The organism is Phaeobacter sp. CC-HEC084 (genome assembly GCF_059429255.1).
Map to the genome: position 1 here is coordinate 2,031,728 of NZ_JCAIJQ010000002.1, position 25,622 is coordinate 2,057,349.

The following is a 25,622-nucleotide window of genomic DNA, read 5'->3' on the forward strand; positions in this document are numbered from 1 at the left end:
CTACCTTTGGTTGTCCTGACGCATGCGCCAGAGTTGAACGATGTTGACCCCTGCATAGATCATCCCCGCCAGCGCGAGAAAATCGAACAGAAGCGCGTAACGGCCCGGCAATCCCATCGCCGGACCAATGATCAGGGACAAAGCGAGCCATGCCAGCATGGTTCCGGCAATCACCAGGGCGATATGGCGCCCCTTGGCTGCGATGGCTTTGTCCTGTTCTGCGCTCATTGGGTCCCAATGTCTGCTCCTCCGCCCCCGGTATCAGAGGCGGAAGACGGGTTAATCTTCGTAGCGGCCGTCGTCCTTGGCCTTCTTGGCGAACTCGGTCTCTTCACCAGCGGCGAGCTGTTTGGATTGCTCAATCCAGCCATCGCGTTCGATGCGGCCCTTGAACTTGAGGCGGCTGTCGACCCATGCGATTTCGGCCTCGGTCCATTTGGCGATCTGGTCAAAGTGGAAGAAACCGAGTTCATTCAGCGTCTCTTCCAGCTTGGGACCAACGCCCTTCAGCATCTTCAGATCGTCGGCCTTGCCACCGCGGGCTTCGCTCAGCGTCTCAGGCGCGCTTTCTTCAACCGATTTGGCGGCTGCCCCTTCGGGCGACGCAGGCTCAGCGGCTTTCTTGGCCGGAGCTTTCTTCGGTGCGGGCTTTGCCTCGGCAGCCTGTTTGGCAGCCGGTTTTGCGGCGTCGGGCGCCTTCGGAGGCTGACCTTCGGCAGCGCGGCCAGCGACGACGCCGTCCTTGCCAACCCAAGGGGTCAAGATCGGAACTTCATCGCCCTGAATGCGCTTGACGCTGTCGCTCAGATCCACGGCCAGCTGCACAGACGCGTTATACTGCGTCTTGCCACTGTCGTATTCGGTGAGCGACGTCAGGCCCGATTTCGGCTCGGCCGCGTAACGCCCGTTCTGCGGCCCCGGAACAACCGGATTGCCTGCTGCCAGATCATCGAGGATCTTGGTGAAGCTTTCGGTGGTCAGATCCTCGAAGTAATCCTTGCCGATCTGCGCCATCGGCGCGTTGGTGCAGGACCCGAGGCATTCCACCTCTTCCCAGGAGAACTTGCCATCGGCGGACACGGTGTGCGGCTTCGGCGCAATCTTTTCCTTGCAGACCGCGATCAGATCCTCGGCGCCGCAGATCATGCAGGAAGTGGTGCCACAGACCTGCACGTGGGCAACGGATCCGGTCGGGACCAGCTGGAACATGAAGTAAAAGGAGGCAACTTCAAGAACGCGGATATAGGCCATGCCCAGCATATCCGCGATATATTCAATCGCGGGCTTGGTGACCCAGCCTTCCTGCTCCTGGGCACGCCACAGCAGCGGAATAACCGCAGAGGCCTGACGCCCCTCGGGGTATTTGGTGAGTTGCGCTTCGGCCCACTTCTGGTTGTCGGGCGTGAAGGCAAAGCTTTCGGGTTGTTCGGGATGCAGACGACGAAGCATTAGCGGTCAATCTCTCCAAATACGACGTCCATGGTGCCGATGATGGCAGCCACGTCGGCAAGTTGGTGACCCTTGGCCACATGGTCCATGGCTTGCAGGTGCAGGAAGCCCGGCGCGCGCAGCTTGGCGCGGTAGGGTTTGTTGCTCCCGTCCGCCACAAGATAGACGCCGAATTCGCCCTTCGGCGCTTCGACAGCGGCGTAGACTTCGCCCTCGGGCACGTGGAACCCTTCGGTGTAAAGCTTGAAGTGGTGGATCAGGCTTTCCATCGAGGTTTTCATGTCGCCGCGTTTCGGCGGGGTCAGCTTGCCACGGGCCAGCACATCGCCAGTGGCTTCGCGCAGCTTGTGGATGGCCTGGCGAATGATCGACAGCGACTGGCGCATCTCCTCCATGCGAACGAGGTAGCGATCATAGCAGTCGCCATTCTTACCGACCGGGATCTGGAACTCGAACTCGTCATAGCATTCATAGGGCTGCGCACGGCGTAGATCCCATGCAAGGCCGGAGCCACGCACCATGACGCCGGAGAAACCATAGTCCTGGATCTCCTGCTCGTTCACCACACCAATGTCGCAGTTACGCTGCTTGAAAATGCGGTTTTCGGTCAGAAGCCCGTCGATATCAGCCAGAACTTTGGGGAATTCGATCGCCCATTCTTCGATATCGTCGATCAGTTCATCCGGCAGATCCTGATGCACACCGCCGGGACGGAAATACGCCGCGTGAAGGCGGGCACCGCAGGCGCGCTCGTAGAAGATCATCAGTTTCTCGCGCTCTTCAAAGCCCCACAGCGGCGGGGTCAGCGCACCAACGTCCATCGCCTGCGTGGTGACGTTCAAGAGGTGGTTCAGGATGCGGCCGATTTCCGAGTAGAGCACCCGGATCAGAGAGGCGCGGCGGGGAACTTCGACACCGCAGAGCTTTTCGATGGCCAGACACCATGCGTGTTCCTGGTTCATCGGCGCCACATAGTCGAGGCGGTCGAAATACGGCAGGTTCTGCAGGTAGGTGCGGCTTTCCATCAGCTTTTCGGTGCCACGGTGCAACAGGCCGATGTGCGGGTCGCAGCGTTCAACGATCTCGCCGTCCAGCTCCAGCACCAGACGCAGCACGCCGTGCGCCGCCGGGTGCTGCGGACCGAAGTTGATGTTGAAGTTGCGGATCTTCTGTTCGCCCGTCAGGGCGTCTTCGAAACCTTTGGAGCCGTCCATCATTTCGCCCCCTCTTTTTCATCGCCGGGCAGGATGTATTCGGCACCCTCCCACGGGGACATGAAGTCAAACTGGCGGTATTCCTGAACCAGGCTTACGGGTTCGTAGACAACACGCTTTTGCGCCTCGTCATAGCGGACCTCGGTATAGCCGGTGGTCGGGAAATCCTTGCGCAGCGGATGGCCGCGGAAGCCATAGTCCGTCAGGATCCGGCGCAGGTCGGGGTGACCGGTGAACAGGATCCCGAACATGTCGAAGACCTCGCGCTCGAACCAGTTGGCCGAGGGGTGCAGATCGACAATCGAGGGGACCATTTCATCTTCGCGTACGGAAACCCGTAGGCGGATACGCTGGTTCTGATACATCGACAGGAAGTGATAGACCACGTCGAACCGCTTGGTCCGCTCGGGGTAATCGACTGCCGTAATATCGACCAGGGTGGAAAATTTGCAGGTCGCATCCGCTTTCAGAAAGTCGACCAGCGCCGCGATATTCGCAGGCGCCACGTCCACGTTCAGCTCGCCATGGGACACATCCCAGGACAGCACGCATTCGGGGCGCTTGGCCGCGATCTGGGTCCCGAGTTCGTTCAGTGCTTCAGTCATCATCAATTCTCCAACCAAAGCCGATCAGCGGACCAGGGTGCCGGTGCGGCGGATTTTGCGCTGCAGCTGCATCAGACCATAGAGCAGAGCCTCTGCGGTCGGCGGGCAGCCGGGCACATAGACGTCAACCGGAACGATGCGGTCGCAACCGCGCACAACCGAGTAGCTGTAGTGATAGTACCCACCGCCGTTGGCACAGGAGCCCATCGAGATCACGTAACGCGGCTCGGGCATCTGGTCGTAGACCTTGCGCAGTGCCGGGGCCATCTTGTTGGTCAGCGTGCCCGCGACGATCATCACGTCCGACTGACGCGGAGAGGCGCGCGGCGCGATACCGAAGCGTTCGGCGTCGTAGCGCGGCATCGAGGTATGCATCATCTCAACGGCGCAGCAGGCCAGACCAAAGGTCATCCAGTGCAGCGACCCTGTGCGGGCCCAGTTGATGATGTCCTCGGCCGAGGTCAGCAGGAAGCCTTTGTCCTGCAGTTCGGCGTTCAGGGCCTGGGTGACGACTTCCTTGTCGACGCCCGCCGTATTGGCTCCGGTCATCACTCCCATTCCAGGGCCCCCTTCTTCCATTCATAGGCAAAGCCGGCTGTCAGCACGCCCAGGAACACCATCATCGACCAGAAGCCTGCGTCGCTCATGTCCTTGAAGCCGACGGCCCAGGGAAACAGGAAGGCGATTTCCAGATCGAAAATGATGAACAGAATCGACACCAGGTAAAAGCGCACATCGAATTTCATACGGGCGTCATCGAAGGCGTTGAAACCACATTCGTAAGCACTTACTTTTTCCGGGTCGGGATTGCGTACGGCGAGCACAACTGCTGCCAGAATAAGAACAATTCCAAGGCCGATAGCGACGGCCAGAAACACCAGGATCGGGAGGTATTCCCGCAACATCTCTTCCACGAGTGGCTCCTTTCCGCGCGCGCGGATTCTCGCGCGCCGTCAATTGGCGTGTTGACTTGGGGCCGTGTCTACTCCCCTGCCCCCCGACCGTCAACACAGGCATTTGGTTTGGCTAAAGCTTCCTTTAACAGCGCGGCGCGGGCACATCACATAGCCCGCAAACGCATACAAATATGCATATTTTTCTATGTATAAGAAAAGAACAGCGCGCCCAAAATTTGGGCGCGCCTGAGGGAAATACTCGGTCTTTGGCAAGGCCGCGAAACCGCCTTAAAACCCGTCTCTGAGGCCCCTCTCAGACCCGTTTCAGACCTGCCAGCTGGGTTTGCGTTTGTCGAAGAACGCCGCGATGCCCTCGGAGGCTTCGCCGCCTTCCCAGCGGTCAACCAGCGCCTTGATGGTGTGGTCGATGGTGGCGTCGTCCAGACGCGGGCCCAGATCGCGGGTCAGTTTTTTCGCTGCGGCGACCGCGCCCGGGGCGCAAGCCATGTAGGGGGCGACCTCTGCCTCGACCGCTTCGGCCAGTTGATCGGCCGGAACGATTCTGGCGAGCAGCCCCAGATCGACGGCCTCGGCTGCGCCAAACAGACGGGCCGACATGAAAACGCGGCGCGCCCGCGCTTCACCCATGCGGGCAATCACGTAGGGGCCAATGGTGGCCGGGATCAGGCCCAGTTTGGTTTCCGTCAGCCCCATCTTCAGATGGTCGACACCAATCGCCACGTCACAGACCGAGGCCATGCCAACACCGCCACCAAAGGCATTGCCCTGAATGGCCCCGATCAGCGGCTTGGGCAGCGTGTTGAGCAGCATCAGCATTTCCGCCAGCACCCGCGCCTCTTTCGCGCGTGTCTCGGCGTCGGCCGTCATCTGCGCCTGCATCCAGCCAAGATCGCCGCCCGCGCAAAAGCTTTTGCCTGCGCCGGTCAGCACCACGACGCGGACCTTGTCATCGGCGGCTAGGTCCTGTGCGGCCTGTTTCAGCTCCAGCAGCATCTCGCCGGACATGGCGTTGTGCTTCTCGGGCCGGTTCAGGGTCAGGGTCGCCACGCCGCGCGCATCGGTCTCAAGGGTAATCGTGTTGAACATCGTATCGCTCTCTTTTCTAAAATCGCGCTATCAGACCACGCCGCGCATGGCGCGAGCCACCTCGGCAGCCTCATCCAGAACCCGCGCATCGAGCCCGGTGTCATATCCCAACGCCGTAAGATGCGCGTGCACCGTTTCCGTCGCCACGTTGCCCGCGGCGCCCGGCGCATAGGGACAACCGCCCAGCCCGCCGACGGCGGCATCAAACACCCGCACGCCCTGCGCAAGCGAGGCGTCGATATTGGCAATCGCCCGCCCGGCGGTGTCATGATAATGTCCGGCCAGTTTCTCGACAGGCACTCGTGCCTTTACGGCCCCTAGCATTTTCGTGATCGTTTCCGGCGTCCCCTGTCCGATGGTGTCGCCCAAAGAGACCTCATAGCAGCCGAGTTCAAACAACCGCTCAGCCACTTCTGCCACCTTTTCCGGCGGGGTTGCGCCATCATAGGGGCAATCGGTCACGCAGGAGACATAGCCCCGCACCGGCAGGTCGATCTTCTTTGCCGCCTCAAGGATGGGCACGAAGCGCTCGATGCTCTCGGCAATGCTGGCGTTGATATTGGCTTTGGAAAACCCTTCGGAGGCCGAGGCAAAGACGGCGATTTCATCCGCCTTGGCCGCCACCGCGTCCTCGTATCCCCGCATGTTGGGGGTCAGTGCTGCATAAGAGACCCCGGGCGCGCGTTTGATGCCCGCCAGAACCTCGGCGCTGCCCGCCATCTGCGGCACCCATTTGGGGGAGACAAAGCTCGCCACCTCGATCCGCCGGAAGCCTGCGCGGGACAGGCAATCCACCAGCCCGATCTTTTCCGCCACCGGAATGGCCCGTTTTTCATTCTGCAGCCCATCGCGCGGGCCCATTTCGAAGATTTCAACGCTTTGCGTCATGGCGCGCCCTCCCCGGCAATCCTGCCTTCGATATCCAGTCGCGTTGGCAGCACTCTGCCGCCAACGCAGTTTCTTCACGAGAACCGATCAGTCGTCGGCATCCTCCAGCCGCACCAGCGCGGCTCCGGCCTCGACCTGATCGCCAGCGGCGGCCAGAACTTCTGCCACGGTGCCATCACGGGCAGCCAGCAGCGAATGCTCCATTTTCATGGCTTCGAGAATGGCAAGGCGATCACCTTCCTTCACCTCCTGGCCTGCTTCGGCGAAGACCGCCTTGACCAGACCCGGCATCGGCGCCTCGATCAAGTTCATGTCACCCCCGGCAGCCGACGCCCGGTCCAGCGGATCGATCACCTCGAACTGGATCCCGTAGCCATCGAAAACGGTGATCGTGTTCCCAGCCTGCGCCATGGGCGGCAGCCGGTCGCTGCCCAGAACCCAAGCCCCACCGATACGGTTTGCCACGACCTGATCTTCGCCGATCACCCAGATCTGGCGATCCGGCCCGTCCACCTCGACCATGGCCTCGAATTCTTCGCCCTGATGGCTAAGATGGACCGAACGGTGCATGTCAGACCACAGGGTAAAGCCAGTGTCCCAACCTGTGTCGATCAGGCCCAGTGCCTGCATCCCTGCGGCGGCCTTGTGCTCGGGCTTGATCTCGGGTGCCTGCACCAGCTGATCCAGATCCCGCGCGATCAGGCCAGTGTCCACATCGCCCGCAGAGAAGCCCTCATGCGCGGCCAAGGCCCCAAGGAAGGCAAGGTTGGTCACCGTACCTCCGACCTCAGTTTCCGCCAAAGCCTGCGACAGGCGCGACAGGGAGACAGCGCGGGTGGGGCCATGCACGATCACCTTGGAAATCATCGGATCATACCAGGGGCTGATGGTGTCCCCTGCCCGCACGCCACTGTCGGCGCGGCAGCTTGCGGGGAATTGCAGATGTGTCAGCGTGCCGGTTGCAGGCAAGAACCCCTTTGGCACGTCCTCGGCATAAAGGCGCGCTTCAAAGGCGTGACCGGTGATCGTCAGCTCGCCTTGCTGTTTCGGCAGGCTTTCACCCGATGCCACGCGCAGCTGCCATTCCACCAGATCGACGCCGGTAATGAGTTCCGTCACCGGGTGTTCCACCTGCAGGCGGGTGTTCATTTCCATGAACCAGAACCCGTCGGGGCGCAGACCGTTGGAGCCATCGACGATGAATTCAACCGTACCGGCGCCTTTATAGCCGATCGCCTCGGCCGCGCGCACACCTGCGCGGCCCATGGCCTCGCGCATTTCATCGGTCATGCCGGGCGCGGGCGCCTCTTCGATGACCTTCTGGTGACGACGCTGGAGAGAACAGTCCCGCTCGAACAGATGCACCGCTGTGGTGCCATCGCCAAAGACCTGCACCTCGATATGGCGCGGCTGCTGGATGTATTTCTCGATCAGCACATCCGGGTTGCCAAAGGCCGTGGTGGCTTCGCCCTGCGCGCTTTTCAGCGCCTCGTCGAAATCCTTTGGATCCTCGACCAGACGCATACCCTTGCCGCCGCCACCGGCGACCGCCTTGATCAGGACGGGATAGCCGATGGTATCGGCAGCGCCCGACAGATGCTCGGGGTCCTGGTTCTTGCCGTGATAGCCGGGCACGACGGGCACGCCCGCCTCTTCCATCAGCGCCTTGGCCGCGTCTTTTAGGCCCATCTTGCGGATCGCATCCGCCGAAGGACCGATGAACACGAGGCCCGCTGCCTCTACCGCGTCCACGAACTCGGGGTTTTCCGACAGGAAGCCATAGCCCGGGTGGATCGCCTTGGCACCGGTCGCCTTGGCAATGGCGATGATCTCATCCCCCAGAAGGTAGCTGTCGACGGGCGCAGAGCCGGTGCCGATGTGGACTGCCTCATCCGCCATGGCCACATGTTTCGCCGCGCGGTCGGCGTCCGAATAAATGGCGACGGTTTTCACGCCCATGGCGCGGGCGGTTTCCATGACACGGCAGGCGATCTCGCCCCGGTTTGCGATCAGAATCTTGTCAAACATCTTTGTGGTCTCCGAAATCACGGACCAGACGAAAGGTCTCAACCATCATCGGTGCGTTTTGGTGAAAGCGACCCGTACGGGTCAGGTAGCTTTCGTACCCCGCCCGCCAGTGCTCCAAGTCTTTGAATTCTCCCTGAGGCGGAACCATCTCTGCCGTTACGTCGCAAAAGCGGACCTTGTCCACCTTCACGGTTTCGGTGGCGCAGGCGGCCGTTCCGTCCCAGTTCAACACGATATCCACGCGCCCCGCCTCGGGAAAGCTTTCCAGGCCATCGTCGAAGACCGACCAAGCCTCGCAGCTGACGGTCTTTGCGCCCGAGCGGATCAGGCCGATGATTTCGGCATTCAAGGCAGATGAATCGCCGGGGCGATAGCTTTGCGCAACGGGAAATGCTGCGAGGGCCTCTTCGAGGGGGATCATCGTTGCCTTACCTCACATCCGGAACACGCCAAAGCGTGTGTCTTCAATCGGGGCATTCAAAGCAGCGCTCAGCGACAGGGCCAGCACCTCGCGGGATTTTCGCGGGTCGATGATGCCGTCGTCCCAAAGCCGCGCCGAGGCATAGAGCGGGTGGCTCTGCTCCTCGAACATCTCGATGGTGGGGCGCTTGAACTCGGCCTCTTCCTCGGCGCTCCAGGCTCCGCCCTGTCGCTCGATGGCATCGCGTTTCACAGTGGCAAGAACGCCCGCCGCCTGCTCGCCGCCCATCACCGAGATCCGGCTGTTCGGCCAGGTCCACAGGAAGCGCGGCTGATAGGCACGGCCCGACATGCCGTAGTTGCCAGCACCGAACGAGCCGCCGACCAGCATGGTAACCTTCGGCACATTAGTCGTTGCCACCGCTGTCACCATCTTGGCGCCGTGGCGGGCGATGCCTTCGTTCTCATACTTGCGGCCCACCATGAAGCCGGTGATGTTCTGCAGGAAGACCAGCGGGATCTTGCGCTGGCTGCACAGTTCAACGAAATGCGCGCCCTTCTGGGCGGCTTCGGAGAACAAGACACCGTTGTTGGCGATGATGCCAACCGGGCAGCCCTTCACATGGGCAAAGCCGGTGACCAGCGTCTCACCAAAGCGCGGCTTGAACTCGTCAAAGCGCGAACCGTCCACCAGACGCGCGATCACCTCGCGGATATCATAGGGCGTGCGCAGATCACCGGGCACAACGCCAAGGATTTCTTCAGGGTCATAGGCGGGTTCTTCCGGGCTGGCCCAGTTGACGCCCAGCGGTTTGGTGATGTTGAGCGATTGCACCGCGCGCCGCGCCAGCGCCAGCGCGTGGGTGTCATCCTCGGCCAGATAATCGGCCACACCAGAGAGGCGCGTGTGCACATCACCGCCGCCGAGGTCTTCGGCGGAAACCACCTCGCCCGTTGCGGCCTTCACCAGCGGCGGACCGGCGAGAAAGATGGTGCCCTGTTCCTTGACGATGATGGTCACATCCGACATCGCGGGCACATAGGCTCCGCCAGCGGTACAGGAGCCCATGACCACGGCGATCTGAGGGATGCCTTTGGCGGACATGCGCGCCTGATTGTAGAAGATGCGGCCAAAGTGGTCGCGATCCGGGAAGACCTCGTCCTGGTTGGGCAGGTTGGCGCCGCCACTGTCCACCAGATAGATGCACGGCAGGCGGTTTTCCTCGGCGATCTCCTGCGCGCGCAGGTGTTTCTTGACCGTCATCGGATAATAGGTGCCGCCCTTCACGGTGGCGTCGTTGCAGACCACCATGACCTCTTGCCCGTGGACGCGGCCGATGCCCGCGATCACGCCTGCGGCAGGGGCCGCGCCATCATACATGCCATGAGCCGCCGTCGCGCCGACCTCAAGGAAGGGAGAGCCCGGGTCCAGAAGGTTCGCCACCCGGCGGCGCGGCAGCATCTTGCCCCGGCTTTCGTGACGGGCGCGGGATTTCTCCCCGCCTCCCATGCGCGCGGCCTCCGCCGCCTCGTTGATCTGCGCCAGCGCCTCCAGATGCGCCTCGCGGTTCTGCTTGAAGCCTTCGGAGGAAGGCATTGCCTTGGATTGAAGTTTCATACCTACATCCTTTTCAATCTTCGCGGGGTTGGCTGCTCAGCTCAACCACCCTGAATTTCAACCATCGAGACACCGCTTCCTGATAGGAACAGACCACCTCAGAAGACACATTCGGAACTTTGAGCTGAGAACAATCTATGGCCTGCGCGGCCCCCGTGGGCAAAGGAGAGATGCCGCTGGGATTCTCCACCCTTTTTGCCGCGTCAGGAAAACTCGATCGAATACGTGTGATGTCCGTTTCCAACCATTCTGTCACCGTAGACAGACACTGGCTTGCGCCCTGCCCGCCGGTGTTGAGATCGCAGAGTTGCCTGGCAGCGGAGACACAGAGCTGGTTCATGGGGATCTGCATTGCCACGTTGGGAATGCGGTTCGTGCATTCTGCCAGGAAACCCGGAGTGTCGAACGGAGGCGTTTTATCTGCCTCCGCCTGCGCCTGGCGCGGCATTGTCTGAAAAACGGCAAGTGCCGCACAAACTGCAAATAACGGCTTCATGCTTTCCCCTCGGCCGCTGCCCGCGCCTTTAGCTCCTTGCGGATCACTTTGCCGGTCACGGTCATCGGCAGGGCGTCCAGAAATGCGATTTCACGGGGGTAGGAATAGTGGGCCAGACGGTCCTTGACGTAATCCTGCAACGCTTTCTCGGTGGCCGCAGCGCCCTCTTTCAGCACCACATAGGCCTTCACGATCTCGGTGCGCATCGGGTCGGGCTTGCCAACGACGCCGACGGTTGCGACGCTGGGATGGGTCAGCAGGCAATCCTCGATCTCGGCCGGGCCGATCCGATAGCCGGAGGAGGTGATCACATCATCCTCGCGGCCCACGAACCGGAGGTAGTCGCCCTCCCAGATGCCGCGATCACCTGTGATCAGCCATTCACCGTGGAATTTCTCGGCCGTCTCCTTGGGGCGGTTCCAGTATTCCAGCATCATCGAGGCAGAGCCACGCCGCACCGCAACATCGCCCTCCTGATCAGTGGGATTGCCATCGGCGTCGATCACGGCGACCTCATGCCCCGGCACCGCCTTCCCGATGCAGCCCGGACGGGCCGGGTAATCCACGCCGCAAGAGGAGGCGACCATGTTGCATTCGGTCTGCCCGTAGAATTCGTTGATCGTAAGACCAAAAGCCTCCTGCCCCCAGGCCAGCATCTCGGCCCCCAAGGGTTCGCCACCCGATGCGACCGAGCGCAGGCCCGGCACCGCCTTCCCGGCGGCCTTCAGCATACGCAGCGCGGTTGGCGGGAAGAAGATGTTGCGTACATCTCCGCGCGTGATCAGATCGACGCAGGCCTCAGGCGTGAATTTGTCGAGCCGCGCCGCGACGACAGGCACGCCCAGCGCGAGCCCTGGCATCAGCACATCGAACAGCCCGCCAATCCAGGCCCAGTCCGCAGGAGTCCAGATGCAATCGCCCGGTTGGCCCAAGTGATCGTGGCTGATGGCAACACCCGGCAGGTGGCCAGTCAACACCCGGTGGGCGTGCAGCGCGCCCTTGGGGCTGCCGGTGGTGCCGGAGGTATATATAAGGACAGCCGGGGTTTCCGGGCCGGTCGCGGCAAAGGGCACCGGGGCGCCGTCAATGCCTGCGTCCTGCACCATCACCGCCTCGGCCAGATCACCTAGCAGCAGCGCACCCTCGGGATCGGTCAGCACGAAACGCACCCCCGCATCCCCGGCGCGCGAGGCCAGCGCATCGTGCTGAAACAGCTTGAACAAGGGCACCGAAATGGCGCCGACCTTCCAAATCGCCAGATGCGCGGCAGCACACCAGGGCGACTGGCTGAGCAGCACACCCACCCGGTCGCCCGGCTGGATCCGCGACAGAAGATAGCGCGCCAGACCATCGACCATCGCCGCCAGTTCCCCATGGGAAATGTCGCGCCGCGCGGCGCCGGTCAGATCGATCAGCGCCAGCGCATCTGCCGGGTGATCCATGGCCTGTGCCGCCATATTGAGCCGCTCTGGCAGATCCCAGCGACCATCGGGCGTCAGCCCTGGTATGCTACAGTAGTCCTGCATGGTCACATCTTCCTAAAACGCATGGCAGGCATGCGCATTTTGTGGTGCATTTCAAAGGCTCGGCACAAACCTGCTTGATCCAGATCAGAGACGTTTTCGCCTCCATGGTGCATGATCCCGGCGTACTCGAAAGAAAAGGGATCTTCCCCATGAAACGCATCGTTTCCGCCCTCGCCCTCTCTGCTGCATGCGCCGCCTTTGCGGCCCCGGCCCTTGCCCAGTCGCAAGGCGACTGGACCTTCGGTGCAGGGATCGCCAACGTGAACCCCAAATCGAACAACGGCACGTTGGCCGGGGGTGCCGCAACGGTCAGCGATGAAACGCAACTGTCGCTGACAGTTGAATATTTCATCCGCGACAACCTTGGCATCGAACTCTTGGCCGCGACCCCGTTCGAGCATGACGTCACCATCGCCGGTGTCGGCTATGCCGGTTCGACCAAGCAGTTGCCGCCGACCCTGTCGCTGAACTACCACTTCCCGACCAACAGCAAGATCACGCCCTTCGTCGGCATTGGTGTGAACTACACCACCTTCTTTGAAGAAAGCTCGCCGCTTGGCGTGCTGAACCTTGATGACAGCTGGGGGCTTGCGCTCAACGCTGGTGCGGACTGGCAAGTGTCGGACAACGGTGCGCTGCGCCTGAACGTGCGCTACATGGATATTGAGACCGACGCCTTCCTGAACGGTGCCGCGATCGGTACCGCCGAGATTGATCCGGTTGTTGTGGGTGTTGCCTACGTCCACCGCTTCTGACCCTCTGATCCGGTTTTCCGGGCGGGCGCTGGCGCCTGCCCGGACCACAGACAAGCCCGCGTGCCTTCCCTCGGTCACGCGGGCTTTCTGCTTTTACATGGTTGCCATCAGCTCGCGGCCGATCAGCATGCGGCGGATTTCCGAAGTGCCCGCGCCGATTTCCATCAGCTTGGCATCGCGGAAGACCCGGCCCACCGGATTGTCAGACAGATAGCCGGCACCGCCAAAGGCCTGCACCGCCTGGTGTGCCTGCACCATTGCCTGCTCAGAGGCATAAAGGCAGCACGCCGCCGCGTCCTGGCGCGTCACCGTGCCATTGTCGCAGGCCTTGGCCACTTCGTAGATGTAGGCGCGCGAGGAATTCATCGCCGTGTACATATCGGCGATCTTGCCCTGCATCAGCTGGAAGCTTCCGATCGGTTTGCCGAACTGCTTGCGCTCTTTCATGTAGGGCATCATCTCGTCCATGCAGGCGGCGATGATACCGCTGCCGATGCCCGCCAGAACCACGCGTTCGTAATCAAGGCCGGACATCAGAACCTGAACGCCCTTGCCCTCTTCACCTAGCACGTTCTCAAACGGCACTTCGCAGTCCTCAAAGATCAGCTCGCCGGTGTTGGAGCCGCGCATGCCCAGCTTGTCGAAATGCACCGAGGTCGAGAACCCCTTGAACTCTTTCTCAATCAGGAAGGCGGTGATGCCCTTGGAGCCTGCTTCGGGATCGGTCTTGGCGTAGACCACCAGCGTGTCGGCATCGGGGCCGTTGGTGATCCAGTATTTGTTGCCGTTGAGGCGATAGTGATCGTTGCGTTTTTCGGCCCGCAGGGACATCGACACAACATCAGAGCCAGCGCCCGCTTCGGACATGGCCAGCGCGCCGACGTGCTCGCCCGAAATCAGCCGGGGCAGGTATTTCTTCTTCTGCTCGGCGTTGCCGTTCAGCTTGATCTGGTTGACGCAGAGGTTGGAATGCGCGCCATAGGACAAGGACACCGAGGCGCTGGCGCGGGCGATTTCCTCGACCGCGATGGTATGGGCCAGATAGGACATCCCGGCTCCGCCGAATTCCTCGGGGACGGTGATACCCAGAAGACCGAGCTCACCCATCTCCTGCCACAGCTCGGCGGGGAATTCGTTCTTCTGATCGATCTCCTGCGCCATCGGCTTGACGCGCTCTTGCGCCCAGCGGTGCACCATGTCGCGCAGGGCGTTTACATCTTCGCCCAGATCAAAAGTCATGCTTGCGTTGAACATCTCGCGTCTCCTCCCGAGTCATCGCGAATTATTTGAACATGTGTTCATTTATTGCCGGCAAGCCACCACAGGTCAAGAGGTCACGTGGGGACACGAAAAGGCCGGACCCTGTCGGGGCCCGGCCAGCCGGAGTTGATTGGTTCTGAAAACAGCCTCTGCTGTGGTTCAGGCGCCCTGAAACACCGCACCGACCTCGGCGCGGATGATGCGGGCGATCTGGGCGCAGTCCTCAAGGCTAAAGGTCAGCGGAACCCGCATATCGACGATCCCCGCCAGAATGCGATCACTTTTGGGTAGCGACGGCGTCTCGGCGTAGCGCCAGCTGTCATAGCGGGAGGTAAAGGCCACGGGTTGCGGTTCACCAAACCACTTCAGCTCAACCCCTCGGGCGGCGCAGCGGCCCAGGACTTCCTGCACCCGGTCCGCAGCCCAATCCAGCAACAGAAACTGGATAGAGGAGCCGACATAGGTTTCCGCTGCCGGGCGCTCCACCACGGTAAGGCCCGGCGTGCCGCGCACCCCGGTTTCGACCTCCTTGTAGCGCTCATTCCAGCGGGCGACCTGCGCCTCCAGATCGCGCAGCTGGGGCCGCAGAATCGCCGCCCGCAGATTGTCCATCCGCCCGGAGATATTCGGGGTTTCGTATTTCACCCGTTCGAACACCTCTGGCCCCGGCGCGGCCAGATGACGGCCATAGAGCATGTAGGATCCGGACAGGATGATAGCCCGCGCAGCGACCTCCTCGTCATCGGTGATCAGCAATCCGCCCTCGCCCGAGTTCACGTGCTTGTAGGTCTGGCAGGAATAGCAACCCACCGTGCCATGCCGCCCCGAAAGGGTGCCATTCCAGGCCGCCCCCATGGTGTGGGCGCAATCCTCGATCACGGTGATCCCGGCGTCGTTGCAGAGCTCCATCAGCCGGTCCATGTCACACAGATGCCCGCGCATATGGCTCAGCATCAGCACCTTTGCCTGATCCGCCTTGGCGGCCAGATCCTCCAGGTCGATGGTCAGATCCTCGGTCACATCCACATAGACCGGCGTGGCGCCGACAGCGGCAATCGAACCAGGCACCGGCGCAAGTGTGAAGGCATTGGTCAGCACCCGGTCGCCATGTTTCACGCCAACCGCTCTTAGCGCGGTGGCCAGTGCGTAGCCGCCCGAAGCAACCGCCAGACAGTATTTCGCCCCCATCTGATCGGCGAATTCGCGCTCCAGCAGCGCGGTCTCTCCGGCCTCGTCGCCCGCAACATTGTAGCGGTGCAGACGGCCATGGCGCAGTACCTCCATCGCGGCGGAAATCGCCTCTTCGGGAATGGGTTCCTGCTGGGTGAAACTGCCAGTGAAAATCTCGCTCATGGCCTGTTTGTGAGCGCGGCCAGCTGCGGGGTCAAGGGGGAAGCCGCTGTCGCGCCCGGTTTCAGACGCGTGCGGAAGGACTTCAGATCATATGGGCAGCAATTCCGCCACCACCCCGGGCAGATCCTCATACCGGTGCAGCAGCGCCTCGGGTTTCAGCGCCGCCATGTCATCGCCTGCAGGACCGAAGGTGACCAGAACCGAAGGCACGCCCGCCGCGGCGGATGTGTTGCGGTCGGTATCACTGTCGCCAATCAGAACGGTGCGCGCGGGGTCACCGCCCGCGCGGCGGGCCGCTTCGAACAACGGCGCGGGATCGGGTTTGCGCACCGGCAGCGTATCGGCACCGACAAGCGAGGCAAAGGCATCGCGCACGCCAAGGGATCGCATCAGCTGCTCGGCCAGCGCCTCGGGCTTGTTGGTGCAGATGCCAACGCCATAGCCAGCCAGTTTCAACGCCTCGACGGCATCCATCGCGCCGGGATACAGAACGGTGTGGTGATCGATTGCGCCTTTGTACGCCTCCAGCAGCACGGGATAAAAGGCTTCGACGGTCGCGTCATCGTACTCATTGACCCGCTTCAGCCCCTCGGTCAGCATCCGTTTGCCGCCGCGCAGGGCGATCGCCGCGTCGCCCGGGCGGGTCAGCAGATCGCCATGGCCCATCTGGCGAAAGCAGGCATTAGCCGCTGCCAGCAAATCCCCCGACGTGTCCGCCAGAGTACCATCCAGATCAAAGATCACTGTCCGCATATCGTCCCCTTTCGGCGCATTTCCGCCGCATGATGTTGCAAGCCGCAACCTAGTTTGATGGCGCAATGGCTTGCGCACCCACTGTTAGCGGATAAAACGGGGGCGCTGAAAAGACAAAGAGAAACATAACATGAGCACAGCCCTCGTCATCCTGGCCGCAGGCAAAGGCACGCGGATGAATTCGGATCTGCCGAAGGTCCTGCATCCCATCGCCCAGGCCCCCATGCTGGAACACGCCATGTCCGCCGGGCGCGCTTTGGAGCCGGAGCGGATCGTCGTGGTTGCCGGTCATGGCGCCGAAGCCGTGCGCGCCGCCGTGGCCGACATCGACGAGAGCGCCGAGGTTGTGCTGCAAGAGGAACAGCTGGGCACAGGTCACGCAGTGGATCAGGCAAGGGAGGCGCTGGCCGGGTTTGATGGCGATGCGGTGGTTCTTTATGGCGACACGCCTTTTGTCAGCGCCGAGACCATCACCCGCATGATCGAAGCGCGCGCACAGGCCGATCTGGTGGTTCTGGGTTTCGAGGCTGCTGACCCTGGCCGCTATGGGCGGCTTGTGATGGACGGCGACAGCCTGGAGCGGATCGTCGAGTTCAAGGACGCGAGCGAGATCGAACGCGCAATCACCTTCTGCAATTCCGGCCTGATGGCCTGCGCATCGCAACTGATGTTCGACCTGATCGCCGAGATCGGCAACGACAACGCGGCGGGCGAATACTACCTCACCGATTTGGTGGAACTGGCCCGCGCCAAGGGCCTGCGCGTCACCGCCGTAGCCTGCGACGAGGCTGAAACGCTGGGTATCAACAGCCGCGCGGAACTGGCCCAGGCCGATGCGCTGTTCCAGAGCCGCGCCCGGGCCGAGGCGCTGGAAAATGGCGTCACCCTGATGGCGCCGGAAACCGTCTATTTCGCCTTTGACACCGTGGTCGGCCGCGATGCGGTCATCGAACCCAACGTGGTGTTCGGCCCTGGCGTTACGGTGGAAAGCGGCGCGTTGATCCGCGCCTTTTCGCATCTCGAAGGCTGCCACGTCAGCCGCGGCGCCAAGGTCGGCCCCTATGCCCGCCTGCGCCCCGGCGCCGAACTGGCAGAAGACACCCACATCGGCAACTTCGTCGAGATCAAGAACGCCGAGATCGCTGCGGGCGCCAAGGTCAATCATCTCTCTTACGTGGGCGATGCCTCGGTCGGTGAAGCCACCAATATCGGGGCCGGCACCATCACCTGCAACTATGATGGCGTAATGAAGCACCGGACCGAAATCGGCGCCCGCAGCTTCATCGGCTCCAACACCCTTCTGGTGGCACCGGTGCGCATTGGCGATGAGGCGATGACCGCCAGCGGCACCGTGGTGACAAAGAACGTCGACGATGGTGATCTGGCAATCTCGCGCAGCGCCCAGGAAAACAAACCCGGCCGCGCGCGAAAACTGATGGACATGCTGCGCGCCAAGAAGGCCCGCAAGGCAAAAGGAGGCGCGTAATGTGCGGAATCGTCGGAGTTCTTGGCAATCATGAAGCCGCGCCCCTGCTGGTGGAGGCGCTGAAGCGGCTGGAATACCGCGGCTATGACAGTGCTGGTATTGCCACCGTCAACGACGGCAAGCTGGAACGCCGCCGCGCTGTCGGCAAGCTGGTCAACCTCAGCGACCTGCTGGTGCATGAGCCGCTGGCGGGAAAATCCGGCATCGGCCACACCCGCTGGGCCACCCATGGCGAACCATCGGTCAACAACGCCCACCCGCATCGTGCCGGCGCAGTGTCGGTCGTGCATAATGGCATCATCGAAAACTACCGCGACCTGCGGGCGGAACTGGCCAAAGAAGGGATCGAGTTTCAGACCGAAACCGATACCGAAACCGTCGCGCTGATGACAGAGCGCTACATGCGCGGTGGGCTGTCCGCCGCCGAGGCCGCACAGAAAACCCTGTCACGGCTGGAGGGCGCCTTTGCACTCGCCTTCCTGTTCGACGGCGAAGAGGATCTGATGGTTGCCGCCCGCAAGGGCTCGCCCTTGGCGATCGGTCATGGCACCGGCGAAATGTTCGTCGGCAGTGATGCCATCGCCCTAGCGCCGCTTACGGACAAGATCACCTATCTTGAGGAAGGCGACTGCGCCGTCCTGACCCGCAGCAGCCTGGAGATCCGCGACGCAAACGGGGATCTGGCGAACCGCGAAATGCGCACCATTCAGATAGACGCAGCACAGGTCGACAAGGCCGGGCATAAGCATTTCATGGCCAAGGAAATCGCCGAACAGCCCACGGTCATTGCCGAAGCTATCCGCCACTACCTGCCAGTCGGCGAAGACGCGGTGCACCTGCCAGGAGACGGGATCGATTTCACAAAAATCGACCGGCTGACACTGGTCGCCTGTGGCACCGCCTTTTATGCCTGCCTCACTGCGAAATACTGGTTCGAAAAACTGGCCCGCATTCCGGTCGAGGTCGATATCGCCTCCGAGTTCCGCTATCGCGAACCACCGATCCCCGGTCGCACTGCCGCACTTTTTGTTTCTCAATCGGGCGAGACCGCAGATACCCTCGCCGCCCTGCGCTATTGCAAGGACAAGGCCGATCAGATCCTGTCGGTGGTCAATGTCCCCGAAAGCTCCATCGCCCGCGAGAGCGATCTGGCCCTGCCGATCCATGCTGGCGTCGAAATCGGGGTCGCCTCGACCAAGGCCTTTACCTGCCAGCTGAGCGTGCTGTTGATGCTGGCCCTCAAGGCCGCAACCGACCGGGGCGAAATCGGCGAAGAGGAGCTGCAGGCCCATATCTCCGCCCTGCGCGGGCTTCCGAACGTCATGTCTGCTGCACTGGAGCAGAACGAGGCGATCCGTCAGGCCTCCCTGAAGCTCAGCGAAGCACGGGATGTGCTGTTCCTGGGTCGGGGGCTGATGTTCCCGCTGGCGCTCGAAGGCGCGCTGAAACTGAAGGAAATCAGCTACATCCACGCCGAAGCCTATGCCTCGGGGGAATTGAAACACGGCCCCATCGCGCTCATCGACAACAACATGCCGGTCGTGGTTCTCGCCCCGCGGGACGATCTTTTCGACAAATCGGTCTCCAACATGCAGGAGGTGATGGCGCGCAAGGGCAAGGTGATGCTGGTCTCGGATGCCGAAGGGCTTGCCGAGGCGGGTGATGAGGTCTGGCAGGCAATCCGCATGCCGCAGGTCCACGACAGCCTGTCGCCGATCCTTTACGCCCTGCCCGCGCAGATGCTGGCCTATCACACCGCCGTGGCCAAGGGCACCGATGTGGACCAGCCGCGCAACCTCGCCAAATCCGTGACGGTGGAATGATCCGATGACGCTGGACGAGGCGCTGGCGCAGCTGCGCGCCCTGATCGAACCGGGCCGCGCCGAGCAGATGGTGGCCTATCACAAGCAGAACCGGGAGGTTCTGGGTATCCCGAACCCGGCGCTCAACGAGTTGACCAAGGGCTGGCGGCAGACCCTCACGGTGGAAGAGCGCGTCGCCCTTGCCGATGCCCTGTGGCAGACGGATATCTTCGAGGCGCGCCTCGCTGCCGCCAAACTGCTAACCCAGGCCCGGATCAAGGGCGACGACGCCGCCTGGGCGTTGATCTGTTCCTGGGTGCCACAGTTCGATAGCTGGGCCATCGCCGACCATGCCTGCATGGCGGCGCAGAAACGGCTGGTGGCGGATCCCGCCCGGCTGGACGATGTTGAGACCTGGACGCAGTCCGAACATATGTGGACCCGCCGGGCCGCATTGGTCGCCACCCTGCCCTGGGCCAAAATGAACAATCTCAAACCCGCCGATCAGGCCCGGCGGGCGCGGATCATCACATGGGCGGCAGGCTATGTGCCAGACCGCGACTGGTTCATTCAGAAAGCCATCGCTTGGTGGCTGCGCGACCTTAGCAAACACGATGCAGAGGCCACCCGTATCTTTCTGGCGACCCATGGCGATGCGATGAAACCCTTTGCCCGCAAGGAAGCCGGGAAATACCTTCGAGACGAGGCGCCCAAGGCAGGCTAATCCACTGGTTTAGTTCACCGGTCAGTTGGCCCGTCAGTTGGCCGGGCGCACCTGTAGCTCAACCAGCTCGGTCAAAGGCAGACCAAGCGCCCGCATTGCAGCGATGGACACCCGGGCGCTGCCCCCGTTTGCCGCCGGTTTCAGCGTCACCTGCACCTCTGCACCGCTGGCGCTGCGCAATACCGCCTGTTGCTCGGTGCCGACCAAAGAGGTCTCCATCCACAGTCCCGGAACCGCCGGATCCCCCAGCGAGGCGACCACCTGCTCGGTGCCGGTGAAGATTGAGGACGCCGCAGGCGCCTCAGCCTCGGACACCATATCCTCCTCCACATCATCCGGCACCGTCAGGGCGCCACCGGTTGCATCCAGCGGCGCGCCAGTCACGGGCGCTGCGGTCGGCGCCGGGGTGCTGCTTGCGGCCTGTCCACGCAGGTCGGGAAAGTCCAAATTCCCGCAACCGGCAAGCAGCAGGGACAGGGACAATGGCAGGGCGGCGGAGCATGAGACTGTGATACGCATGGCCGCAAATCTATTGGCGCACACAGATCTTTACCAGCAGGAAAATGCACTCCCCTCTTGTCGCAGGCAAGGCACCGCTTTACCTATGCAGTCATGACTGCTCCGCTGATCGATCCCTTCGCCCGCGCCATCACCTACCTGCGCGTCTCGGTTACTGACCGTTGTGACTTCCGTTGCGTCTATTGCATGTCGGAAAACATGACCTTTCTGCCCAAGAAAGAACTCCTGACGCTGGAGGAACTGGACCGGCTGTGTTCGACCTTTGTCGGCATGGGCGTGGAAAAGCTACGCATCACCGGCGGTGAGCCTCTGGTGCGGCGCGATATCATGACCTTTTTCCGCGGCATGACCCGGCATCTGGACAGCGGCGCCCTCAAGGAACTGACGCTGACCACCAACGGCTCGCAGCTGGAGAAATACGCCCAGGATCTGTTTGATGCCGGGGTACGCCGGGTCAATATCTCGCTTGATACGCTGGACGAGCAGAAATTCGCGGCAGTCACCCGCTGGGGCCGCCTGCCGCAGGTCATGCGTGGCATCGATGCGGCGCAAAAAGCGGGCCTCAGGGTCAAGATCAACGCCGTGGCGCTGAAAGGTTTTAACGAACCGGAGCTGCCCGAGATCACCCGCTGGTGCGCCTCGCGCGATATTGATCTCACGTGGATCGAGGTCATGCCCATGGGCGATATCGGCAATGAGGACCGCCTGGACCAATACTGGTCGCTCAAGGACGTGCGGCGCGAATACGAAAATCACTATACCGTGACCGATCTGGCGGAACGCAGCGGCGGCCCGGCCCGCTATGTGCGGCTGGAAGAGACCGGTCAGAAGATCGGTTTCATCACCCCGCTTAGCCATAATTTCTGCGAAAGCTGTAACCGGGTGCGCCTGACCTGCACCGGCGAGCTTTACATGTGCCTGGGTCAGGAAGACATGGCCGATCTGCGCGCGCCCCTGCGCGACCACCCGGACAGCGAGGCCCCGCTCGAAGAGGCGATCCGCGCCGCGATCAACCTCAAACCCAAGGGCCATGATTTCGATTACTCCCGGCAGACGCCCGGCGGCCAGATGTCCCGCCACATGAGCCACACCGGCGGCTGAGATGACCAGCCAAGGTTCTGGCGGCGAGGCGACGGCTCTGTATCACGCCTACCGGGCCGTCACCGCGCTGATTGCGCCCTTTGCCTACCGCAAGGTTGCCGCAAAACTGGCGGCGCAGGGTGTGTCCCCGCAGCGCCAGCGCGAGCGTCTGGGCCATGCCAGCCAGCCACGCCCCACCCTGCCGTCCGGTGCGCCGCTGATCTGGTTTCACGGCGCCTCGGTTGGGGAAAGCCTGGCCGCGATTACCCTGATCAACCGGCTGGCGGAAAAACGCAGCGACGCGCGCTTCCTTCTGACCTCGGGTACCGCCACCTCGGCTGCGGTCGCTGAAAAGCGGCTACCAAAGGGCGCGATACATCAGTTCGCCCCACTGGATGCGGCCGGACCGGTGCGCAGGTTCCTCGATCACTGGCGGCCCGATGCGGGGATCTTCGTCGAAAGCGAACTCTGGCCTGTCACCCTCAGCGCCGCTCATAAGCGCGGAACCCGGCTGGCTCTGGTCAATGCCCGCCTGTCCGACCGCTCGGTCCGCAGCTGGCAGAAACGCGCCGCTACCGCCCGTTTCATCCTGTCGCGTTTCGATCTGCTGTTGAGCCAGAACGATCACATGGCACAGAACCTTATTTCGCTTGGCGCCGATACCGCGCGGGTGCAGCCCGGTGGCAACCTCAAGGCCGGGGCTGCCGCCCTGCCGATTGACGCGGCGGCGCTGGAGGCGCTGCGATCCGAGGTCGGCGCGCGGCCGGTGTGGATCGCTTCTTCGACCCATGACGGCGAGGAAGAGACTATTCTTGCAGCGCATCGCACCCTGCTGGACCGTTTTCCCGAGTTGTGCCTGGTGCTGATCCCGCGCCACCCGGAACGCAGCGACAAGGTTGCCGAACTCATCCGCGACGCCGAGTTGACCTTCGCGCGGCGCAGCAAGGGAGAAGCGATCACCCCGCGGACGCAGGTCTATCTGGCCGACACGCTGGGCGAGCTGGGCACATTCTACGCGTTGTCGCCGCTGGTGTTTCTAGGCGGCTCGCTACGGCCCATTGGCGGGCATAATCCGTTTGAAGTGGCACAGGCAGGCGCCGCCGTGATCACCGGTCCCGGCACCAGTAATTTCACCGAGACCTTCCCGCCGCTGATCGCCGCTGGCGGTGCGGTTGAAGTGCAGGACGCACCCGGACTTGCGCATGCCGTACAGCACTGGCTGGAAGAGCCCGAAGCTCTGCACGCTGCCTGCGCGGCCGCCTCGGGCTTTGCCAAATCGCAAGCGCAGGAGCTGGATGGCGTGGCGGATCTTCTGATCGACCGGCTGGGGCTTGGGGCCAAAGGGACACATCCCGATGCCTGAGCTCTTCGTCACCAATTTCAACCGTAATTTCACCGGGGTTTCGGCCACCGCCGCCAATGTGATCCGCCAGCAGGCAAACACCCATGATCTGCGGCTGGTGGGTCGCCCCCTGCCCGGCTGCCCGGCCCCGGTTACCACGGCCGAGGCGCGGCGCCTGTGCAGAAACGCCCCGGACGGCAAACCCTTCGCCATCTGGCACGTGCGACGCAATACGGAAATGCGCGCGGCGATCTGGGCGCGGGATGTGCTGCGCCTTCCGATCCGCATCGTCTTTACCTCGGCGGCGCAGCGGCGGCATTCGGCCCTGCCGCGCTGGCTGATCAGCCGGATGGATGCGGTGGTGGCGACCACGGACAAGGCTGCTGAATTCGTTCCGCACGTGCGCGCGGTGGTGCCGCATGGGGTAGACACCGATCTGTTCCAGCCAGCAGACAACCGCGACACCGCCTGGGCGGCGCTGGGATATGGCGGAACCCGCGGCATCGCTACGGTTGGCCGTATCCGCCCGGAAAAGGGCACCGATATTTTTGTCGATGCGATGATCGACCTCTTGCCCACCCTGCCCGGCGCGGTCGCGCTGGTGATTGGCCGTGCCGCGCGCGAACATCAGGGATTTCTAAAGGATCTGAAATCCCGCATCGCTGCTGCGGGTCTAGGTGATCGTATCCTGTTTCCCGGCGAAATCCCCGCCGCAGATCTACCGCCGCTGATGCGGGCGTTGTCACTGGTGATGCAACTGCCCCGCTACGAAGGCTACGGCATGGCTCCGCTGGAAGGTATGGCCAGCGGTGTGCCCTTTGTGGGGGCCGAGGCTGGATACTACCGCGCCTTTTCGGCCCAGGGCAAAAGCGGCGTGATCGTACCGCTTGAGGCCGCGCAAGCCGCAGCCGAAGCTGCCCGCGCGATCCTGAGCGATCCGGCGCGCCATGCCCAGATGGCACGGGATGCCCGCGACATCGCCCTGCACAGTTTCAGCGCCCGGACTGAAGCAGATGGGATCGAAGCGGTCTATCAGGCGCTCTGGTCCGAAGGCTGAACGTGAAAAAGGCCCGACGATCTGCCGGGCCTTTTTCTTTCAAAAAACTCAGCCTCTATCAGGCGGCGGGCATGCGCTGCTCGACGATACCGGCCCACCAGCTGCAACCAGCCGGAATGGCCTCGTCGTTGAAGTTGTATTCCGGGTGGTGCACATCGGCGCTGTCGCCGTTGCCAACCAGGATATAGGCGCCGGGACGCTCTTCCAGCATATAGGCGAAGTCTTCGCCGCCCATGACCAGCGGCGCTTCATCGCAGTTGCCGGAGATATCGGACGCAACCTTGGCTGCGAATTCGGTCTGCTCTTCGTGGTTTACCATGACCGGATAACCGCGGTTGTAGGTGACGTCGGCCGTGCCGCCAAAGGTCGCTGCAACGCCTGCGCAGATTTCCTTGATCCGCTTTTCGGCCAGATCGCGCATCTCTTTCGACATGGTGCGCACGGTGCCTTTGATCTGAACCCGCTGCGGGATCACGTTGAATGCCTTGGAAGAGGTTTCGAATGAGGTCACCGAGACAACCACGCGATCCACCGGGTCGGCATTGCGCGATGCGATGGTCTGCAGCGCCAGAACCGCCTGAGCGGTCATCACGGTGGTGTCGATGGTCTCATGCGGTTTCGCCGCATGGCCGCCGCGTCCCTCAAAGGTGATGTCAAAGGTGTCGGTCGCGGCAAAAAAGGCACCGGGGCGGATCGAGAAGCTGCCGATCGGTTTACCCGGCCAGTTATGCATGCCGTAGACTTCCTGGATGTTCCAGCGCTCCATCATGCCGTCGTCGCACATCTCCTTGCCGCCGCCGCCGCCTTCTTCGGCGGGCTGGAAGATCACCACAACGGTGCCATCAAAGTTGCGGGTCTCGGACAGGTATTTGGCAGCGCCCAGCAGCATCGCGGTGTGGCCGTCATGGCCGCAGGCGTGCATGGCATTGGCGGTTTTGGAGGCATATTCAAGCCCGGTCTGTTCGTGGATCGGCAGCGCGTCCATATCGGCGCGCAACCCGATGACCTTGCCCGAAGTGTCGGACTTGCCCTTGATCACGCCGACAACGCCGGTGCGGCCGATGCCGGTGACGATCTCGTCGCAGCCGAATTCCTTCAGCTTGTCTGCCACCAGCGCCGAAGTGCGGTGGGTTTCGAACAGGATTTCGGGGTTCTCGTGAAGATCACGGCGCCAGGCGGTGATTTCCTCCTGAAGCTCGGCAAAACGGTTCTTGACCGGCATAGTGTCACTCCTTGTTTTTATC

At 62.5% G+C, this 25,622-nt stretch carries 25 protein-coding genes; 7 read left to right on the forward strand and 18 right to left on the reverse strand.

What is annotated here, in order from left to right:
- The 13 genes from AC5SSZ_RS09950 to AC5SSZ_RS10010 all read right to left on the reverse strand — a co-directional run bounded on the left by AC5SSZ_RS09950 (position 1) and on the right by AC5SSZ_RS10010 (position 12,247).
- On the reverse strand, positions 1–228 hold the full coding sequence (locus tag AC5SSZ_RS09950; RefSeq protein WP_065273121.1) for a DUF5337 domain-containing protein: 228 nt from the start codon (positions 226–228) through the stop codon (positions 1–3).
- Between the two features lie 51 nt (positions 229–279).
- On the reverse strand, positions 280–1,449 hold the full coding sequence (locus AC5SSZ_RS09955; protein ID WP_495438088.1) for an NADH-quinone oxidoreductase subunit E: 1,170 nt from the start codon (positions 1,447–1,449) through the stop codon (positions 280–282).
- Entirely contained in the window at positions 1,449–2,663 is a 1,215-nt protein-coding gene (locus tag AC5SSZ_RS09960) for an NADH-quinone oxidoreductase subunit D (protein ID WP_274834452.1), read from the reverse strand. Before AC5SSZ_RS09960 ends, AC5SSZ_RS09955 begins: the two co-directional genes overlap by 1 nt.
- Positions 2,663–3,268 carry an NADH-quinone oxidoreductase subunit C gene (locus AC5SSZ_RS09965; RefSeq protein WP_065273118.1) on the reverse strand — a complete coding sequence of 202 codons (606 nt, stop codon included), beginning with the start codon at positions 3,266–3,268 and terminating at the stop codon, positions 2,663–2,665. The genes AC5SSZ_RS09960 and AC5SSZ_RS09965 overlap by 1 nt, the downstream gene beginning before the upstream one ends.
- Before the next feature lie 24 nt (positions 3,269–3,292).
- The gene (locus AC5SSZ_RS09970) at positions 3,293–3,826 is read right to left on the reverse strand and encodes a NuoB/complex I 20 kDa subunit family protein (protein ID WP_082996117.1); all 534 of its coding nucleotides are present in this window, start codon (positions 3,824–3,826) and stop codon (positions 3,293–3,295) included.
- Complete coding sequence (locus AC5SSZ_RS09975) at positions 3,817–4,182, reverse strand: NADH-quinone oxidoreductase subunit A (protein ID WP_065273116.1); 366 nt, start codon at positions 4,180–4,182, stop codon at positions 3,817–3,819. Before AC5SSZ_RS09975 ends, AC5SSZ_RS09970 begins: the two co-directional genes overlap by 10 nt.
- A 306-nt stretch (positions 4,183–4,488) precedes the next feature.
- Positions 4,489–5,271, reverse strand: a complete 783-nt coding sequence (locus AC5SSZ_RS09980; protein ID WP_065273115.1) for a crotonase/enoyl-CoA hydratase family protein — start codon at positions 5,269–5,271, stop codon at positions 4,489–4,491.
- 30 nt (positions 5,272–5,301) lie between these two features.
- The gene (locus tag AC5SSZ_RS09985; protein WP_495438089.1) at positions 5,302–6,159 is read right to left on the reverse strand and encodes a hydroxymethylglutaryl-CoA lyase; all 858 of its coding nucleotides are present in this window, start codon (positions 6,157–6,159) and stop codon (positions 5,302–5,304) included.
- A gap of 87 nt (positions 6,160–6,246) precedes the next feature.
- Positions 6,247–8,187 carry an acetyl/propionyl/methylcrotonyl-CoA carboxylase subunit alpha gene (locus tag AC5SSZ_RS09990; RefSeq protein WP_495438090.1) on the reverse strand — a complete coding sequence of 647 codons (1,941 nt, stop codon included), beginning with the start codon at positions 8,185–8,187 and terminating at the stop codon, positions 6,247–6,249.
- Positions 8,180–8,608, reverse strand: a complete 429-nt coding sequence (locus AC5SSZ_RS09995; RefSeq protein WP_274831819.1) for an ASCH domain-containing protein — start codon at positions 8,606–8,608, stop codon at positions 8,180–8,182. Before AC5SSZ_RS09995 ends, AC5SSZ_RS09990 begins: the two co-directional genes overlap by 8 nt.
- Positions 8,609–8,620: 12 nt before the next feature.
- A complete protein-coding gene (locus AC5SSZ_RS10000; protein WP_495438091.1) occupies positions 8,621–10,225 on the reverse strand; it encodes a carboxyl transferase domain-containing protein in 1,605 nt (534 codons plus the stop codon).
- Between the two features lie 13 nt (positions 10,226–10,238).
- On the reverse strand, positions 10,239–10,721 hold the full coding sequence (locus tag AC5SSZ_RS10005; RefSeq protein ID WP_495438092.1) for a hypothetical protein: 483 nt from the start codon (positions 10,719–10,721) through the stop codon (positions 10,239–10,241).
- Positions 10,718–12,247 (reverse strand): AMP-binding protein, encoded by a 1,530-nt coding sequence (locus AC5SSZ_RS10010; protein ID WP_495438093.1) that lies wholly within the window; start codon positions 12,245–12,247, stop codon positions 10,718–10,720. The genes AC5SSZ_RS10005 and AC5SSZ_RS10010 overlap by 4 nt, the downstream gene beginning before the upstream one ends.
- Before the next feature lie 149 nt (positions 12,248–12,396).
- Here AC5SSZ_RS10010 and AC5SSZ_RS10015 point away from each other — a divergent pair, with 149 nt between their 5' ends.
- Positions 12,397–13,002 (forward strand): OmpW/AlkL family protein, encoded by a 606-nt coding sequence (locus AC5SSZ_RS10015; protein WP_065273793.1) that lies wholly within the window; start codon positions 12,397–12,399, stop codon positions 13,000–13,002.
- Between the two features lie 93 nt (positions 13,003–13,095).
- On the opposite strand, the gene AC5SSZ_RS10020 is transcribed toward AC5SSZ_RS10015, so the two are convergent.
- The 3 genes from AC5SSZ_RS10020 to AC5SSZ_RS10030 form a co-directional block, all read right to left on the reverse strand.
- The gene (locus tag AC5SSZ_RS10020; RefSeq protein ID WP_495438094.1) at positions 13,096–14,256 is read right to left on the reverse strand and encodes an isovaleryl-CoA dehydrogenase; all 1,161 of its coding nucleotides are present in this window, start codon (positions 14,254–14,256) and stop codon (positions 13,096–13,098) included.
- A gap of 165 nt (positions 14,257–14,421) precedes the next feature.
- Complete coding sequence (locus tag AC5SSZ_RS10025) at positions 14,422–15,615, reverse strand: DegT/DnrJ/EryC1/StrS family aminotransferase (protein WP_495438095.1); 1,194 nt, start codon at positions 15,613–15,615, stop codon at positions 14,422–14,424.
- An 87-nt stretch (positions 15,616–15,702) separates the two neighbouring features.
- Positions 15,703–16,368: an HAD-IA family hydrolase gene (locus AC5SSZ_RS10030; RefSeq protein WP_495438096.1), complete on the reverse strand. Its 666-nt coding sequence runs from the start codon at positions 16,366–16,368 to the stop codon at positions 15,703–15,705.
- A 130-nt stretch (positions 16,369–16,498) separates the two neighbouring features.
- Here AC5SSZ_RS10030 and glmU point away from each other — a divergent pair, with 130 nt between their 5' ends.
- The 3 genes from glmU to AC5SSZ_RS10045 are packed head-to-tail and all read left to right on the forward strand — an operon-like array spanning position 16,499 to position 20,380.
- Positions 16,499–17,854 carry a bifunctional UDP-N-acetylglucosamine diphosphorylase/glucosamine-1-phosphate N-acetyltransferase GlmU gene (gene glmU, locus AC5SSZ_RS10035; RefSeq protein ID WP_495438097.1) on the forward strand — a complete coding sequence of 452 codons (1,356 nt, stop codon included), beginning with the start codon at positions 16,499–16,501 and terminating at the stop codon, positions 17,852–17,854.
- The gene (gene glmS / locus AC5SSZ_RS10040; protein WP_495438098.1) at positions 17,854–19,677 is read left to right on the forward strand and encodes a glutamine--fructose-6-phosphate transaminase (isomerizing); all 1,824 of its coding nucleotides are present in this window, start codon (positions 17,854–17,856) and stop codon (positions 19,675–19,677) included. The genes glmU and glmS overlap by 1 nt, the downstream gene beginning before the upstream one ends.
- Positions 19,678–19,681: 4 nt before the next feature.
- A complete protein-coding gene (locus AC5SSZ_RS10045; RefSeq protein WP_495438099.1) occupies positions 19,682–20,380 on the forward strand; it encodes a DNA alkylation repair protein in 699 nt (232 codons plus the stop codon).
- Between the two features lie 33 nt (positions 20,381–20,413).
- Here AC5SSZ_RS10045 and AC5SSZ_RS10050 read toward each other — a convergent pair whose 3' ends face one another.
- Entirely contained in the window at positions 20,414–20,899 is a 486-nt protein-coding gene (locus AC5SSZ_RS10050; protein ID WP_274828829.1) for a hypothetical protein, read from the reverse strand.
- A 93-nt stretch (positions 20,900–20,992) separates the two neighbouring features.
- Between AC5SSZ_RS10050 and moaA the strand changes: the two genes are divergently transcribed.
- The 3 genes from moaA to AC5SSZ_RS10065 are packed head-to-tail and all read left to right on the forward strand — an operon-like array spanning position 20,993 to position 24,378.
- On the forward strand, positions 20,993–22,000 hold the full coding sequence (gene moaA / locus AC5SSZ_RS10055; protein ID WP_065273102.1) for a GTP 3',8-cyclase MoaA: 1,008 nt from the start codon (positions 20,993–20,995) through the stop codon (positions 21,998–22,000).
- A gap of 1 nt (position 22,001) precedes the next feature.
- Positions 22,002–23,342 carry a 3-deoxy-D-manno-octulosonic acid transferase gene (locus AC5SSZ_RS10060; protein ID WP_495438100.1) on the forward strand — a complete coding sequence of 447 codons (1,341 nt, stop codon included), beginning with the start codon at positions 22,002–22,004 and terminating at the stop codon, positions 23,340–23,342.
- Complete coding sequence (locus AC5SSZ_RS10065; RefSeq protein WP_495438101.1) at positions 23,335–24,378, forward strand: glycosyltransferase family 4 protein; 1,044 nt, start codon at positions 23,335–23,337, stop codon at positions 24,376–24,378. The genes AC5SSZ_RS10060 and AC5SSZ_RS10065 overlap by 8 nt, the downstream gene beginning before the upstream one ends.
- A gap of 58 nt (positions 24,379–24,436) precedes the next feature.
- Here the strand turns inward: AC5SSZ_RS10065 and AC5SSZ_RS10070 are convergent, their stop codons facing one another.
- Positions 24,437–25,600: a M20 aminoacylase family protein gene (locus tag AC5SSZ_RS10070; protein ID WP_065273099.1), complete on the reverse strand. Its 1,164-nt coding sequence runs from the start codon at positions 25,598–25,600 to the stop codon at positions 24,437–24,439.
- Positions 25,601–25,622 lie beyond the last annotated feature (22 nt).